This window comes from Defluviicoccus vanus, from assembly GCF_014672695.1.
Taxonomy (GTDB): domain Bacteria; phylum Pseudomonadota; class Alphaproteobacteria; order Rhodospirillales; family Defluviicoccaceae; genus Defluviicoccus; species Defluviicoccus vanus.
This window is the reverse complement of record NZ_CP053923.1, coordinates 838,177-854,317: the sequence shown is the minus strand read 5'-3', so window position 1 is coordinate 854,317 and position 16,141 is coordinate 838,177. Positions and strand designations below refer to the sequence as shown.

Genomic DNA, 16,141 nt, shown 5'->3' with positions numbered 1-16,141 from the left:
CTTTACGCATGGCGCAGATCAACTGTCGAGCCCTGGCGGCAGACCAGCCGTTTCGCGCTTAGCGAGGCTCGTTGTGAGGAGCGCAGTTTGCCGACATCAAAGCAGAGAAACCTGCGTTTGATCCGCCCCATGCAGTCCCTGTTCTACGCCCTGGTGATGATCTTCGCGTCGGCGCTTGCCGCCGATGCGGCGGGCAGCAAAAACCAAGTCGATGCCAGTATCACCCCTCAGGGGATTGCGGTGCACACCCGGGCGCAGATCGACGCACCGCTCCAGGTCATCTGGCAGACTCTCACCGACTATGACCATCTGGCGGAGTTCATTCCGGGGATGAGCACCAGCCATACCCTCAGCCGCTGTGGCAACAGCGTTGTCGTCGCCCAAAAGGGGTCTGCTGGAGCGAGTCTGCTCGGCTACCCGATCGATATCGTCGTCGAGAGCGAGGAGCATCCACCGACGCAGATCTCGGTGCGGGTCTTGAGTGGCAATCTCCGTACCTACCAGGGGGCCTACCGGCTCGATCCGGTGGCAGGGGCCGAAGACAGTTTCGTCCTGAGCTGGAGTGGCATCGTCGAGCCGGGGATCAGCCTCCCCGGCTTCATCATCGGCTGGGCACTGCGGCAGGCGGTGGAGGACGAGTTCCGGGCGATGATCGCCGAGATCGAGCGGCGCAACGGGCTGTATCGCCAGGGCCAGCTCAAGCTCGACGCCAAGCCGACGGCTCCTTGCTCCCGACTTGTGCAGGTGGGGGAGGCAGTTGATGGCGCGAGAATACCCGGAGAGATTATGCTGAACATCGTCGGCACCGCCGTTCGCTGTCGCCGGCGGTTGGTTGCCGCCCTGTTGCCGATCTTGCTCCTCATTGGTTGTGCCGGGATCGACGCACCGTTTTCCACCGATCTCCGGTCGGGTGCCGGTGACGTTCACAGTTGTGCCCGCTGGTTCGCCGACCTTGATGCCGCCATCGACCGCGCAGAGGTGCGCGATGCCGGCGCCTATCGCATCCCGGGTTATCCCTATCTACGTGTCGATCGGTTCACCGCGTCTTTCTCTCCGGCGGCAACGGGCAGCGACGCCGGTTTCGTCGCTTGGCTCTCCAGGCTGGAAGCCCTCGACCGGTCGGCGCGTCACGCCGAAATCGCCAACCTGCCGGACCCAGCGCAAACGCTCGGCATCGCTGATCCGGCCGATATCGAACAGCTTACCGACCAGTGTGCCGAGACGCTCCGCCAGCGCGACCTGGCTGGCACGGGCACCCGGAGCGAACTCATCACCCGGGCACAGGTGCCGGACGACTATCACGACTGGGAGCGGGTGCTCGGCCTCTACCCGATCGTCAGCATCCCCTTCGCCAAGGGAATCGACAGCTGGCAGGCGCAGACGGTCAGTCAGTTCCAGGCGATCGAAGGCCATCCACTGGCGACTCCCGCTGTCCGCTATGCGCCGGCGGCGAAGCCCGCTGATGCGGCGACGGTGGCCGAGATCATGACCACCGCGCCGCGTGACCCGCTCGGCATTCCGCAACTGCGTAAAGCGGATCGCGCAACCCTTCTCGCTACTTATGCTCCCGTCTTCCGGGTGACGACCAACGGCCCCTACGACCGGATCGGTCCGCTCGTCTGGCGCGGCGACGAGGCGCCGACGGTCGATAGCGGACGGCCATCCGTCTACCAGGATCTCGTCTTCACCCGCTTCGCCGACCAGGTGTTGATCCAGCTGGTTTACACTGTCTGGTTCGCCGAGCGGCCGTCGGCGGGGCCCTTCGATACGCTGGGCGGCAGCCTCGACGGCGTCGTTTTCCGGGTGACGTTGGACGGCGAGGGCCGTCCTCTCGTCTACGATACGATCCATCCCTGCGGCTGCTTCCACATGTTCTTTCCCAGCGACCGCGTCGTCGCCCGGCCGGCGCCGGACGGCCAGCGAGAATGGGCGTTCATCCCTACCTCGGCGCCCGAAGTGCGGCCGCCGCAACGGATCGTCGTCACCACCGAGAGCGGGACACATTACGTCGTCGGCGTCGATGTTGATAGCGGCAAGCCTGCGACGTCCTATTCGCTGATCGATTACGATGCGTTGCTGACGCTTCCCTTGAAAGACGGTAGCCGCAGCGCCTTCGGCCCTGACGGCCTCGTGCCCGGCACCGAGCGGGGCGAGCGCCGGCTGTTCTGGCCGATGGGAATCGAGAGTGCCGGCGCGATGCGGCAGTGGGGCCACCACGCCACTGCGTTCGCCGGTCGGCGTCACTTCGACAGTCCCGACCTGATGGATCGCCGCTTCGAGCTCGCCGCGGCGAACACGGTCCCCTTCGATCAAAGCCACAGCGAGTGGCAAGGGCTGCTGCAGCGCCACGTGGTCGTCGCCGCGGACGGCACTCGCTCCGCCGTCGATTACGCCGCGATGCAGGGCGAGCATGCCGCTCTTGAGGCCTATCTGGCGCAGATCTCGGCGGTCAGTGAACCGACGTTTTCCCGATGGACGCAGGAGCAACGTCTCGCGTTCCTGATCAACGCCTACAATGCGTTCACCATCGAGCTGATCCTCACCAGGTATCCCGACCTCAATTCGATCCGCGACCTGGGCAGCACCTTCAGCTCGCCATGGAAGGAGCCGTTCTTTTTCTTGCTCGGTAGTCGCCGCAGTCTCGACGACATTGAGCACGGCATGATCCGCAAGCCGGGTGCCTTCGACGATCCAAGGGTTCACTTTGCCCTCGTCTGTGCGTCGGTCGGTTGCCCGATGCTACGCAACGAGGCCTATGTCGCCGATCGGCTCGATGCACAGCTCGATGACGGGATGCGGCGGTTTCTCGCCGACCGGACACGCAACCGTTATGACCCGGTTGGCCGCCGGCTCGATGTATCCCTCATCTTCGACTGGTACGGCAGCGATTTCGCCCAGGGCCACCGCGGGTTCAATTCGGTTGCGGCGACGCTCGCCCTGTTTGCCGACGAACTGGCCGAGGATCCGGCGGACCAAGCGGCGATCCGCGATGCTAGCGTGCCCATCGGGTTTCTCGACTACGACTGGCAGCTGAACGATATCCACTAGTTGCCCGGCGAAGCAGGGTTGGAGATTTCGTTGGTGCAGACGGCAACCGCAGGTTAACCCTGCGCCAAGGCGTTCGCGGGTTCGGCAATCGGCCTGCCGGCTTTTTCTTGATTCCTCTTGCTCAGCCGGTAGCCTTAGCAGCTTGGTCGTCGCGCTCTCGGCGCTCGTGGCCAGCGAAAAACAAGAATGTCCCGGGAGGACTGCTTTGAGCACTCGATCGCCTTCCGCGCCGCGTTGCGCGGCACTTGTCGGCCCGTATCTCAGTGGCAAGACGACGCTTCTCGAAAGTATCCTGATGACCACCGGCGCCGTCGGCCGCCGTGGCACCGTGCGCGATGGAACGACGGTGGGCGATGCCTCGGCGGAGGCGCGCGCGCGCCAGATGTCGACCGAGATGAGCGTAGCGGTGACGGACTACCTCGGCGACACCTGGAGCTTTATCGATTGTCCCGGCTCCATCGAACTCATTCAGGACGCGTATCAGGCACTGATGATCGTCGATGCCGCCGTCGTCGTCTGCGAGCCGGAGCCGCAGAAGGTGCTGACCCTGGCGCCGCTCCTGCGCTTTCTCGATGAGCGGAAGATCCCGCACATCTTATTTATCAACAAGGTGGACACCCCCGGTGCCAGTGTTCGGGCGATGCTGGAAGCGCTGCAGGGCCTGTCCACACGGCCGCTGGTGCTGCGCCAGGTGCCGATTCGCGACGGTGACCGGATCACCGGCTTCGTCGATCTGGTAAGTGAGCGCGCCTTCCGCTGGAGCGAGGGCAAGCGTTCGGAGTTGATCTCGTTGCCGGAGGTGATCTCCGACCGGGAGAAGGAAGCCCGGGCGGGGATGCTGGAGACGATCGCTGACTACGACGACGGGCTGTTAGAGAAGCTGCTTGAGGATGTGGTCCCGGGTTCGGACGAGATCTACGCCGGGCTCGCCCGCGACCTGCAGGCAGACCTTATCGTGCCGGTGTTTTTCGGCTCGGCGGAAAGCATGCACGGCGTCACCCGGCTGTTGAAGGCATTGCGTCACGAGTCGCCGGAACCGTCAACGACGGCGGAGAGGATGGGCCTCGATGCCATCGGCGAACCGTGCATGCGGGTTTTCAAGACGCTGCACGCTTCGCACACCGGCAAACTCTCCTTCGTCCGTGTCTTTGCCGGCGAGGTGACCGACGGGATGACGCTCAACGGCGATCGCATCTCCGGCGTCAATCGGCCGCTCGGCCAGAAGCTGGAGAAGCAGCCGAAAGCCGGGGTTGGCGAAGTTGTGGCTCTCGGTCGTCTCGAAGGTGCGCAGGTGGGCCAGGTGCTCTCGCCGTCGGGGAAACCGGCAGCGGCGGACTGGCCCTTGCCGCTGACGCCGTTGTTCGCACTGGCCGTGCAGCCGGCGCAACGCTCGGACGAGGTGAAGCTGACCAGCGCCCTCGCTCGGCTTGCGGACGAGGATCCATCCTTGTCGTACGGACACGATCCGGATACCGGCGAGTTTCTGCTTTGGGGCCAGGGCGAGATGCATCTGGCCATCGCCATCGATCGGCTGCGCAACCGGTTCAATATTCAGGTCACCCATCGCCGGCCGCAGGTTCCCTATAAGGAGACGATCCGCGGCCAGGTCAGCCAGCACGCCCGCCACAAGAAGCAATCGGGAGGGCACGGCGAATTCGGCGATATTCACGTGGAGATCNGCCCCCTGCCGCGCGGTGCCGGTTTCGAGTTCAAGGAAAAGATCACCGGCGGTGTCGTGCCGAAGCAGTACATTCCGGCGGTGGACCTGGGTGTGCGCGAGTATCTGCAGCGCGGACCGCTGGGATTTCCTGTCGTTGACCTATGCGTGACCCTGACCGATGGCCAGTATCACACGGTCGATTCCTCCGACATGGCGTTTCGCAAGGCGGCGCAACTGGCCATGCGCGAGGGCATGCCGAAGTGCCAGCCGGTGCTGCTGGAGCCGATCTTCAACGTCAGGATTTCGGTTCCGAGCGAATTTATCGCCCGTGTGCAGCGGATTGCCAGCGGCCGGCGTGGCCAGATCCTGGGATACGAGGCGCGCGCCGATTGGCCGGGCTGGGACGAGGTGACGGTGTTGCTGCCCCAATCGGAGATGCATGGCCTGATCGTCGAACTCCGCTCGTCGACCCTCGGCGTCGGCACCTTCGCCTGGACCTTTGACCACCTGCAGGAACTGTCCGGCAAGTTGGCAGACGAGGTAGTGGCGCAGCGTACGCAGGCACTGGCGAGCTAGGCTCGTCGCCGTCCGCAACGCGAGCATGACCCGCCCTGACCGGAACAGTTCCGGGGGCGGTGGGGCAAGCGAAGACGTGGTGGGCTGTTTACTTGCACATCAGCACCGTAGCGGGGCGCGCCGGCATCGCCTGTGCTCGACCATGCGGCTATTGGCGCTTCCTGCATCAAGCGGGCTGTGATTGCTGGGTGTCGAGGGCGATGAATCGGGACAGCGTCGGGCAGCGGACAAAAAAAATGCCGGGCCTTTTACGGCCCGGCAAGTCCAACAGGGAGGCTTCACGTCTGGGAGACGGGACTCGTTCTCACGAGCCCCTCTTCCCGGGCATTGCACCCGAAAAGTCCGAATTCCGATGCTGCAATGCAGCAGAGAGAAGTCATATATAAGGAAATCCTAGCGCAGGGGCTAGCACCAAAATTTGCAGACCCCTCATGCGCCCGGCGCATGAGGGCGGAGTTAGAATAAAAATAATTTGCGCGAGCAGGAGAAGCGGTCGCGGCCCGGTTGGTCAAGTTCGCATGCGCGATACGTTGGCACGGCGACCGGCCGATTTCAGCATTCGGTTCCGCCGCTCGCTCTCGGCAGCCGCTGACAGCCCCGGAATGGGCACTCGCTTGGGCTTAGTTTGCGCGGGCGAGTGGGTAGCTGGGAGGCGGGTTGTTTTTGGCCTGGAGGTAGTAGGGCTGCATCTGCGGGACCAGCGCCGCCAGCGTTGCCTCCCGATGTTCGGGGGCGGGGTGGGTGCTGAGAAACTCCGGCGAGCTGTTGCCCGACGAGGCTTTCCCCATTTTCTGCCACAGGCTGACCGCGGCGTGTGGATCGTAGCCGGCTTTGGCCGCGAGTTCGATGNNCCGATCCGGTCGGCTTCGGTCTCCGCGCTGCGGCTATAGGGCAAGGTGATTCCCAACTGCGCCGCCTGAGCACCGAGCGTCGCCGCCTGGGGANCTGTTGATGGCAATCGCCAGTGCGCTGACGCCGAGCTGGGTTGCCAGTGCCACCGACATCTGCTCCGCCGAATGGGCGGCAATGGCGTGTCCGACCTCGTGGCCGATGACCTGCGCCAGTTCGTCGTCGGTTGGCTGAATCTGTTCAATGAGTCCGGTGTAGACGGCGATCTTGCCGCCGGCCATCGCCCAGGCATTTACCGTTTTCGGATCGTCGAGTACGGCGACCTGCCATTGCCAGGACCGGGTGTCGGGCCGCGCGGCCACCGCCTGCGCAACGATCCGGGCGGCTATGGTGCGCACTCGCTCGGTGGTCGCCGGGTTATCGTCCAGCTTGCCCTGACGTGCATAGGGGTGNATCTCCTGGCGGTAGGCCTGCGCCGAGGAGGAGATGGCGTAGCTTTCCGGCACGATCATCAGTTGCGAGCGGCCGGTGGGGCTGGTGGCGCAACCAGCGAGGCTCAGCACCCCGGCAAGGTTCAACGCCAACGTCATCGAAACGAGAATGCGTCGCATGAGGTCTCTTGCGTCCAGGACAGACTATTCAACGATGAGATGATGCAGCGGTTGCGTGGTCAGCGGGCCAAATCTTCGACTTTCCGCAGCAGAAAATCGCGAAACAGGCCGATCCGGTTGGAGTGCCGCAGCTCCTCTGGATAAACGAAGTACATGTCAAGCTCTGGTCCCTGCACGTCGGGGAGAATCTCCACCAGGTTGCCGGCTTCCTGGTTGAGGTAGTGGGGCAGGGCGCCGATGCCAATGCCGCTCTGTACCGCGCGAAAAATAGCGTAGGTGCTGTTTACCTTGAGAAAGGCCTTCCGCTTGCTGCCGTTTTTCAAACCGGCTTCGAGCAGCCAGTTCAGCGTCGGTACCGGCAGGCGCACATCCTCGCCGAACACCACCAAGCGATGGCTGTCCAAATCCTCCATGCCGAGCGGCGCACCGTAGCGCTCGATGTACGCCGGAGCGGCGAACACGTGGTACTTCAGCGTCATCATCCGCCGTTGGATCAGGTCGGATTGGGTGGGGGTGGTCATCCTGATCGCGACGTCGGCCTCGCGCATCGACAGATCCAGTTCATCGTCGGTGAGCATCAGCGAGACTTCGATATCGGGGTTCGCTTCGAGAAACTCCTTCAGCCGGGGTGCCAGCCAAATCGAGCCGAAGGCGATCGTCGTGGTGATCTTCAGCGGCCCTTTGGGTCGTTCGCGGCTTTCGATGATTCGTGCTTCCGCCATGTTGAGCTTGGCCAGCACCTCGCGCGCGGTTTTGAACAGGATTTCTCCCTGCTCGGTCAGCATCAGGCCGCGGGCATGGCGATGAAACAGGGGCACTTGCAGCGCTTCTTCCAGCGCGCTGACCTGCCGGCTCACCGCCGACTGACTGAGATTGAGTGTCTCGCCCGCATGGGTGAAACTGCCTGCTTCGGCGACGGCGTGAAAAACCCGCAGCTTGTCCCAGTCCATCGCCATCGCCAGTTCGGTCCCCGCGTGTCCGGCTCAACCCCACGCGCCCCCGCTAGGGGCGAGGTTCGCTCCTATCCACGTTTCGTTTCTGCGCGATCGACGTCGTCTGGAAACCTTACTCGGCGGCAACCGCCGTCCGATGTTCGTCCGCCGCGAGAAAACGCTCCGCCTCTAACGCTGCCATGCATCCGTTACCGGCAGCTGTTACCGCCTGTCGAAATATTTTATCCCGGACATCGCCCGCGGCGAAAACGCCGGGAATATTTGTGACCGTACTGTCTGGTTTTGTTATTATATATCCTTCGTGATCCACGGTCAGTTGGCCACGAAAAATCTCGGTATTGGGTGTATGCCCAATGGCGACGAACACTCCGTCGAGGGCCAAGGATTGTGTTGCACCGGTCTCCACATTGCGGAGGCGAATGCCCGTTACCCCAGGAGGATCATCGACACCAACAATATCTTCCACAACATGGTTCCAGACAACTGTTATTCGCCTGTTGTGTGCCAGCCGGTCCTGCAGGATTTGCTCCGCCCGGAGCTGATTGCGACGGTGAATCAGCACCACTTTGCTGGCAAAGTTGGTGAGGTAGAGCGCTTCTTCCACCGCGGTATTGCCGCCGCCGATCACGGCGACCGTCTTGCCTCGGAAGAAGAAACCATCGCAGGTTGCACAGGCGGATACGCCGTAGCCCTTAAACCGTTGTTCGCTCGGGAGTTCGAGCCACCGCGCCGAAGCTCCGGTGCAGACAAGCACCGCGTCGCTGCGGTAGCTATCACCGGAATCGCCGATGGCGACGAAAGGCCGGCGGCTGAAATCGACGGAGACGATGGTATCATCCACCAGCCGGGTGCCCACGCGCGCCGCCTGCTGCTCCATCTGCTCCATCATCCAAGGCCCCTGGACCGCCTCGGCATAGCCGGGATAGTTCTCCACCTCGGTGGTGATGGTCAGCTGACCACCTGGCTGCACGCCACGCACCAGTAGCGGCTGCAGGTTGGCGCGTGCTGCGTAGATCGCTGCCGTATAGCCGGCGGGGCCCGAGCCGATGATCAGAATCTTGCTTTCGTACAACTCGCCCATGCGGTCCAACGTTCTGCAGACTGGAAAATGAGAGTGCCAGGGAAGCGCATTCTAAGGCTATAACAATATGAATCATTGCTGCACCGCGCAAGAGCGGGTAACGGTAGCCGGGTCTTCCGCCAGACCCGCGTCGCTACCATGCCTATGTGGGGCGTGCCGCCTGGTATCCATATCTCGCAAACTAGTTCCAGGGGAACAGGGACCGTGAGGCGGGTTAAACTCGACAGAATTGATCAGCGGATCCTGCGTGATTTGCAGGCCGACGGGCGCATCACCAACGTGGAACTGGCGCGTCGGGCGGGCATTTCCGCCCCGCCCTGCCTGCGCCGGGTACGGGCGCTGGAGGAGGCAGGTTACATCCGTGGCTACTACGCCGACCTGGACCCGAAGGCGCTCGGCTTCAACGTCACGGTTTTCGCTCACGTGGGATTGGCAAGCCAGGCGGAAGCGGACCTGCAGGCGTTTGAAGCCCGTGTCAACGAATGGCCGCAGGTCCGCGAGTGCTACATGCTCGCCGGCGAAACCGACTTTCTCTTGAAAATCGTCGCCGAAGACTGGGTGGCTTACGAGCAATTCCTGACCACGACGTTGACCGCTGCACCCAACGTCACGAACGTGAAGACGGCGCTGTCGATCCGCAATTCCAAGTTCCAGCCGGGGGTGCCGATCGAACTGGACAGCGACGATGTATTCGAAGCGGAGGCGGAGTAGGGCGTCGCGCCAGCCGATGCCCGGGCAATCAGCCCTGATCCCCGATAACTCCTTGATAACTCCCAGGTAACTAGCCGGCGCTGCCCGCAAGATACCGCTGGAGATTGTCGTAGATACGCGCGCGGAGCGGCGGTGTCGGCGGCGGCGGGACGAAGCTGGCGCCGGTGATTATCTCGTAGAGGGTGATATAGCGCTGGCTGAAGGCGATCAGCGTCTCGGCCGGGATGACCGGTATCGGCTGGTGGTAGGGGTCGCAGCGGGCGATGATCCAGCGTCGAAGGAAATCCTTGTCGAGTGCTTCCGGTTCGTCGCCGACGCTGAAGCGGTCCACATAGGTGGCCGCCCGCCAGTAGCGGCTCGAGTCCGGCGTATGCACCTCGTCGGCCAGCACCACCCGGCCCTCGGCATCGAGGCCGAACTCGTACTTGGTATCGACGAGAATCAGTCCCCGCTCGGCGGCGATGGCGCGGCCGCGGGCGAACAGGCTGAGCGCCAGCGCCGCTACCTCGTCCCACACCGGCTGCGGCAGCAGTCCCCGCTCGACGATCTCGGCGGCGGTGATCGGCTCGTCATGGCGGCCGTCGGCGCCTTTGGTCGTCGGCGTGATCAGGGTCTGCGGCAGCTGCTGATTGATCCGCAGCCCGTCCGGCAGCTGATAGCCGTAGAGCGAGCGGCCACCGGCGCGATACATCGGCCAGATGGAGGTGGCGGTGGAGCCGGTGAGATAGTCGCGCACCACCACTTCCACCGGCAGCATTGCGAGCCGCTTCGCCACGGTCACGTTCGGGTCGGGAAAGGCGAGTACGTGGTTGGGGGCGATGTCGGCGGTCGCCTCGAACCAGAACCGCGCCGTCGCCGTCAGCACCTGCCCTTTGAAGGGCACCGCCGCAAGCACCTGGTCGAAGGCGCTCTGCCGGTCGGTGGCGATCAGGATCCGCCGGCCATCCGCCAGATCATAGTTGTCGCGCACCTTGCCGCGGCTGTGGCCGGGGATGTCAGTGAACGCAGCGTCGGTCAGCGTGTCGTCGAGGCGCGCGGCAATCGTGGTGGAAAAATCGCTGCTCATCGGGGCACCTGCGTCTAAGACTGGGGTTTCGCCGACCGATCGATAACCGCCCGTCGAGAACCGTGACGACATGTCTCGATGCCGGATGGAAAAAGCAGGAGGGTGGTCGCGGCTGGCTAGCTGTAGGTGATCTTGACCACTTCGTACGTCCGTGAACCGCGCGGCGCCCTGACCTCGACGATGTCGCCCAACGTCCGGCCGATGAGCGCGCGGCCGAGCGGCGAAGTGACCGACAGCAGACCGGCGCCGGCGTCTGCCTCGTGACTGCCGACGATGCGGTAGGTGGCTTCTTCTTCCGTATCCTCGTCGGTCAGCAACACCGTCGCCCCGAAGCGAATGATGTCACCCGACAGTGACGAGGTATCGATCACCTGCGCCCGGCTGATGATGTCGTCCAGTTCAACGATGCGGCCTTCGATAAAGCTCTGACGCTCACGAGCAGCGTGATATTCGGCGTTTTCCGACAGGTCCCCGTGTTCGCGCGCCTCGGCGATGGCGCGGATAACTGCCGGCCGTTCCTCCGAACGCAGCCGCCTATGTTCGTCTTCAAGTCGCGTTAAACCGTCCCGGGTCATCGGGATTTTTCCATTTCCTCACCTCGCTTCACGAGGACAGCGATACGTCGCGCGAAAGACTCAAGACCACAAGCGCATTAAGACGCGATTGCCTGGAGACGTAAAGGCACCCAAAGGCGATTGCCCCCTAGGGCGCCCGCTTACGCCGACAGCACGCCGTCATTGAGGGCAGATCACCCCCGGCCTCAGAAAGACCCCTGATGATAGTTTTGGATTGGCCGCACTTCAAGGCAATCGCCGGCCCGGAGCGCCTCGATCGCGGCGACGGCGGCGGCGGCACCGGCGATGGTCGTATAGTGAGGGATGTTTTTCATCAACGCCGACCGGCGGATCGACAGTGAGTCCTTGATCGCCTTCGCGCCTTCGGTGGTGTTGATCACCAACTGCACCTCGCCGTTGATGATAGCGTCCTCGCAATGCGGACGGCCCTGCTGCACCTTGTTGATGTGCCGCACCGGCAGTCCCTGCGCTTCCAGGTCGCGTGCGGTGCCGGGGGTCGCCATCAGGTTGAAGCCCATGGCAACCAGACGCTGCGCCAGACCCGTTGCCGGTATTTTGTCCTTTTCGCGTACGGAAATAAACGCCGTTCCCTGCGACGGCAGTGCCGTGCCGGCGCCGAGTTGCGATTTGGCGAAGGCGATGGGGAACGTCGCGCCGATTCCCATCACCTCACCAGTGGATTTCATCTCCGGGCCGAGGATGATGTCCACACCGGGGAAGCGCGAGAAGGGAAACACCGCCTCTTTCACCGACACGTGGCCCGGGTGTGGTCGTTTGACGAGACCAAAATCGGCGAGTCGCTCGCCGGCCATGATCCGCGCCGCCACCTTGGCGACGGGGACGCCGGTTGCCTTGGCGACGAAGGGGATGGTTCGGCTGGCACGCGGATTGACTTCGAGGATGTAGATCTCGCGGTCCTTGACGGCGAACTGCACATTCATCAGCCCGACAACACCGAGCGCCCGGGCAAGTGCTCTGGTCTGTTTTTCCAATTCGTCGACGATAGCCAGCGAAAGCGTGTGCGGCGGCAGTGAACAGGCCGAGTCGCCGGAATGAATGCCGGCCTCTTCCACGTGCTGCATGACCCCGGCGATATACTCGTTCTCGCCATCGGCGATCGCGTCCACATCGACCTCGATGGCATCTGCGAGATACTTGTCGAGGAGCACCGGATATTTGACTGAAATGGTAATCGCTTTGTCGAGACCTTGCATCTTCTGATAGATCAAACGCTCGAAATACGCGTCAAGCTGTTCGGCATTGTGGATGATCTCCATCGCCCGGCCGCCCAGGACGTAGGATGGACGAATGACGAGGGGGAAGCCAATCTGCTGCGCGACCGCTTTTGCCTCATCCCAAGAGGCGGCGATCCCGTTCGCCGGCTGCAGCAATCCGAGGCGTTGCAGCAGGGTCTGGAAGCGGTGGCGGTCCTCGGCGAGATCGATGGCGTCGGGAGAGGTGCCGAGGATCGGGATGCCGGCATCGTTCAGCGCCCGCGCCAGCTTCAGCGGCGTCTGGCCGCCCAATTGGACGATCACCCCCTTCAGGGTGCCGCGCGACTGCTCGCGGTGGAGGACCTCGATCACGTCCTCGTCGGTCAGCGGCTCGAAATAGAGGCGGTCCGAGGTGTCGTAATCGGTGGAGACGGTCTCCGGATTGCAGTTGATCATGATCGCTTCGTACCCGGCGTCGCGCAGAGCAAGCACCGCGTGCACACAGCAGTAGTCGAACTCGATCCCCTGGCCGATCCTATTCGGTCCGCCGCCGAGGATGACTACCTTGGTGCGGTCCGACGGCTCCGCCTCGCAGCCGCCCGGAATGTGGTGGCTGTCCTCGTAGGTGGAGTACATGTAGGAGGTCTGGGTGGGAAACTCGGCGGCGCAGGTGTCGACCCGCTTGAACACCGGCGCAACGTCAAGGAGATGGCGCCGCTGCGTCACGTCGACGACGCGCTTGCCACTCAGTTCGGCCAGCCGCTGATCGGAGAAGCCCAGTCGTTTCAGCCGCTGCAGGCTGGGGTGNTCGCCCGCCAGGCCATGGCGGCGAATGTTTTCCTCCTCCTCCACCAGCGCCTTGATCTGTTCGAGGAACCAGCGGTCGTAATGGCAGGCGGCGTAGATCTGCTCCAGATCGAGGCCATGGCGGAACGCCTGCGCAATCACCAGCACCCGATCGGGCCGCGGCTCCGCCAGGGCTACCCGCAGCCCGTCGCGCGACGTATCGGCGATGTGCACCTCGTTCAGTCCGGACAGCCCGGTCTCCATCGACCGCAACCCCTTCTGCAGCGATTCGGCGAAGCAGCGGCCGATCGCCATCGCCTCGCCCACCGACTTCATCGACGTGGTCAAGAGCGGGTCGGCGCCGGGGAATTTCTCGAAGGTGAAGCGGGGGATCTTGGTGACGATGTAGTCGATGGTCGGTTCAAAGGCGGCCGGGGTGACGCCGGTAATATCGTTGCCCAGTTCGTCGAGGTGGTAACCGACCGCCAGCTTGGCGGCGATCTTGGCGATGGGGAAGCCGGTTGCCTTCGAGGCCAGCGCCGAGGAACGGGAAACGCGCGGGTTCATCTCGATCACCACCATCCGGCCGTCGTCTGGATTGATGGCAAACTGGACGTTGGATCCACCGGTGTCGACGCCGATCTCGCGCAGCACCGCGATCGAGGCGTTGCGCATGATCTGGTATTCTTTGTCGGTCAGCGTCAGCGCCGGAGCGACGGTGATCGAATCACCGGTATGGACGCCCATGGGATCGACGTTCTCGATCGAGCAGATGATGATGCAGTTGTCCGCGCGATCGCGGACGACCTCCATCTCGAACTCTTTCCAGCCGAGAACCGATTCCTCGATCAGCACTTGGCGCGCCGGCGAGGCGGCGAGGCCACCGGCGACGATGCGCTCCAATTCGTTGGCGTTATAGGCGATGCCGCCGCCGGTGCCGCCGAGGGTGAAGGACGGGCGGATGATCAGCGGCAGCCCGATCGCCTGCACCACTTCCCAGGCCTCGTCGAGCGAGCGGACGGTGCGGCTCTTCGGGCATTCGAGACCGATCTTGGCCATCGCATCGCGGAACAACTGCCGATCTTCCGCCTTGGCGATCACGTCGGCACGCGCGCCAATCATCTCGACGCCGAGGCGATCGAGGCTGCCGTTGTGATAGAGTTCCATCGCCGCATTCAGCGCCGTCTGGCCGCCCATGGTGGGCAGCAGCGCATCCGGACGTTCGCGCTCGATGATTTTCTCAATGGTCGCGGCGGTGATCGGCTCGATGTAGGTGGCATCGGCGAGACCGGGGTCGGTCATGATCGTCGCCGGATTGGAGTTGACCAGAATGACCCGGTAGCCCTCGTCCTTCAGGGCTTTGCAGGCTTGCGTGCCCGAATAGTCGAACTCGCAGGCTTGGCCGATGATGATCGGTCCGGCGCCGATGATCAGGATCGATTGGATGTCANNTCGCGCTTCGGCATGGACCTTCAACCTGGGATGGCGACCTGGAAATGGCGAAAAAGCAGGGGCGGACTGAGAAAGAAAAGCGCGCGCCCGCCCGTTGCCGCAGTTGCCGCGGGATCAGACGGCACAGGCGGCGACCCGTCGCATCGATTCAACGAAGCGATGGAACAGGTAATGGCTGTCCTGCGGTCCCGGCGAGGCCTCCGGATGATACTGGACGGAAAAGACCGGCAGACCATCGACGCGCAGGCCCTCGTTGGTGTGATCGAACAAGGAGACGTGGGTTTCGATGACGCCATCCGGCAGGCTGTCACGGGCGACGGCGAAGCCATGGTTCTGGCTGGTGATTTCCACCTGACCCGTTTCCAGGTCCTTCACCGGATGGTTGGCGCCCCGATGTCCCATATGCAGCTTGTAGGTTTTGGCACCCAGCGCCAGGGCGAGCATCTGGTGGCCGAGGCAGATGCCGAACATGGGCAGTCCCGCCTCCAGCAAGCCGAGAATGGTCGGCACCGCGTAGCGCCGGNNTGGCNNAGCCGGGTCACCCGGACCGTTGGACAGGAAGACACCGTCGGGCCGGTGGCGCAGCACGTCGACCGCTGATGCGGTGCCAGGAACCACGGTTACCCGGCAGCCGGCGCCGGCAAGGCAGCGCAGGATATTGCGCTTGGCGCCATAGTCGAGGGCGACAACGTGGTAGCGGGAGTCCTGCTGTCGCCCATAGCCGCGTCCCCAGTTCCAGGGGGCCTCGTCCCAGGCGTAAGACTGCTGACACATGACGTCCTTGGCCAGGTCCGTGCCTTCGAGGTCCGGCCAGTGCGAGGCGATGAATGCCAATACGTCCAGGTCGATCCGTTCATCGGGCAGGTAGATCATCGCCCCACGCGGTGCGCCGCCGTCACGGATGCGCCGGGTCAGCCGCCGCGTGTCGACGTCGGTCAAGCCCACCAGATTGTGCGATTTTAGCCATGCATCCAAGTGGTTTGCCGAGCGCCAGTTGGACGGATCGGTGATCACATTGCGCAGGATGCAGCCTCGCGCCGCTGGCGTGAGCGTCTCGATATCCTCGGCATTGACGCCCACGTTGCCGATGTGGGGGAAGGTGAAGGTGATAATCTGTCCGGCGTAGGACGGGTCGGTCAGGATTTCCTGGTAACCGGTCATCGCCGTATTGAAACAAACCTCGCCCACGGCAACACCGTTCGCTCCGGCGCCGCGTCCCCAGAAAACGGCACCGTCTTCAAGGACGAGGGCAGCGTTCGCACGCGCCGGCTGGTTCCTGCCACCCATGTCGTATGCGAATGGCGGGGTTGAGGACGCAAGATCGTCGGATGTCATTCGAAAGGGGTCTCCGGTCACAACCGGGGTCGGCAACCGGAACACCGAGCAACACTGTTGCCTGCGTTCNCACGCGACACCCCGCTGGATGTATGCGATAGCGGCAGACGCGTCAACCCCGGCGGCTCGTCCATCCGGTTCCACCGATGCGGCAGAGCGACCGGTCTATCGCTGCGCGGCATGCCGCTGGCCATCGCCATGGCATGCCGATAGCGGCTCACGTA

11 protein-coding genes are annotated in these 16,141 nt (G+C 63.5%); 3 read left to right on the top strand and 8 right to left on the bottom strand.

The annotated features are described in order from the left end of the window. Positions 1 to 87 precede the first annotated feature (87 nt). Together HQ394_RS03785 and HQ394_RS03780 are read left to right on the top strand one after the other, a co-directional pair. Positions 88 to 3,048 carry a DUF547 domain-containing protein gene (locus HQ394_RS03785; RefSeq protein ID WP_190262090.1) on the top strand — a complete coding sequence of 987 codons (2,961 nt, stop codon included), beginning with the start codon at positions 88 to 90 and terminating at the stop codon, positions 3,046 to 3,048. Positions 3,049 to 3,214: 166 nt separating this feature from the next. Next, on the top strand, positions 3,215 to 5,284 hold the full coding sequence (locus HQ394_RS03780) for an elongation factor G (protein WP_456151528.1): 2,070 nt from the start codon (positions 3,215 to 3,217) through the stop codon (positions 5,282 to 5,284). Positions 5,285 to 5,904: 620 nt separating this feature from the next. Here HQ394_RS03780 and HQ394_RS19475 read toward each other — a convergent pair. The 4 genes from HQ394_RS19475 to trxB form a co-directional block, all read right to left on the bottom strand. Then, positions 5,905 to 6,072 carry a hypothetical protein gene (locus tag HQ394_RS19475; protein WP_223291826.1) on the bottom strand — a complete coding sequence of 56 codons (168 nt, stop codon included), beginning with the start codon at positions 6,070 to 6,072 and terminating at the stop codon, positions 5,905 to 5,907. Positions 6,073 to 6,168: 96 nt separating this feature from the next. Then, positions 6,169 to 6,645: a M48 family metallopeptidase gene (locus tag HQ394_RS03775; protein ID WP_456151527.1), complete on the bottom strand. Its 477-nt coding sequence runs from the start codon at positions 6,643 to 6,645 to the stop codon at positions 6,169 to 6,171. 158 nt (positions 6,646 to 6,803) lie between these two features. After that, positions 6,804 to 7,694, bottom strand: a complete 891-nt coding sequence (locus HQ394_RS03770; protein WP_190263109.1) for a LysR family transcriptional regulator — start codon at positions 7,692 to 7,694, stop codon at positions 6,804 to 6,806. Between the two features lie 115 nt (positions 7,695 to 7,809). Beyond that, positions 7,810 to 8,778 carry a thioredoxin-disulfide reductase gene (trxB, locus tag HQ394_RS03765; protein WP_190262088.1) on the bottom strand — a complete coding sequence of 323 codons (969 nt, stop codon included), beginning with the start codon at positions 8,776 to 8,778 and terminating at the stop codon, positions 7,810 to 7,812. 204 nt (positions 8,779 to 8,982) lie between these two features. On the opposite strand from trxB, the gene HQ394_RS03760 reads away from it, so the two are divergent. After that, entirely contained in the window at positions 8,983 to 9,489 is a 507-nt protein-coding gene (locus HQ394_RS03760) for an Lrp/AsnC family transcriptional regulator (RefSeq protein ID WP_190262087.1), read from the top strand. Positions 9,490 to 9,559: 70 nt separating this feature from the next. On the opposite strand, the gene HQ394_RS03755 is transcribed toward HQ394_RS03760, so the two are convergent. From HQ394_RS03755 to carA, 4 genes are all read right to left on the bottom strand, one after another. Beyond that, positions 9,560 to 10,555, bottom strand: a complete 996-nt coding sequence (locus HQ394_RS03755) for a phosphoribosylaminoimidazolesuccinocarboxamide synthase (protein WP_190262086.1) — start codon at positions 10,553 to 10,555, stop codon at positions 9,560 to 9,562. A 116-nt stretch (positions 10,556 to 10,671) separates the two neighbouring features. Next, complete coding sequence (gene greA / locus HQ394_RS03750) at positions 10,672 to 11,130, bottom strand: transcription elongation factor GreA (RefSeq protein ID WP_190262085.1); 459 nt, start codon at positions 11,128 to 11,130, stop codon at positions 10,672 to 10,674. Positions 11,131 to 11,315: 185 nt separating this feature from the next. After that, positions 11,316 to 14,606, bottom strand: coding sequence for a carbamoyl-phosphate synthase large subunit (gene carB / locus HQ394_RS03745; RefSeq protein ID WP_190262084.1), 3,291 nt, complete (start codon positions 14,604 to 14,606; stop codon positions 11,316 to 11,318). 90 nt (positions 14,607 to 14,696) lie between these two features. After that, positions 14,697 to 15,869: a glutamine-hydrolyzing carbamoyl-phosphate synthase small subunit gene (gene carA, locus HQ394_RS03740; RefSeq protein ID WP_223292022.1), complete on the bottom strand. Its 1,173-nt coding sequence runs from the start codon at positions 15,867 to 15,869 to the stop codon at positions 14,697 to 14,699. Positions 15,870 to 16,141: the final 272 nt, after the last annotated feature.

Coding starts and splice junctions, on each gene's coding strand:
- HQ394_RS19475 (WP_223291826.1), bottom strand. CDS start 6,072: ATGGGGAAAGCCTCGTCGGGCAACAGCTCGCCGGAGTTTCTCAGCACC.
- HQ394_RS03770 (WP_190263109.1), bottom strand. CDS start 7,694: ATGGACTGGGACAAGCTGCGGGTTTTTCACGCCGTCGCCGAAGCAGGC.
- trxB (WP_190262088.1), bottom strand. CDS start 8,778: ATGGGCGAGTTGTACGAAAGCAAGATTCTGATCATCGGCTCGGGCCCC.
- HQ394_RS03755 (WP_190262086.1), bottom strand. CDS start 10,555: ATGAGCAGCGATTTTTCCACCACGATTGCCGCGCGCCTCGACGACACG.
- greA (WP_190262085.1), bottom strand. CDS start 11,130: ATGACCCGGGACGGTTTAACGCGACTTGAAGACGAACATAGGCGGCTG.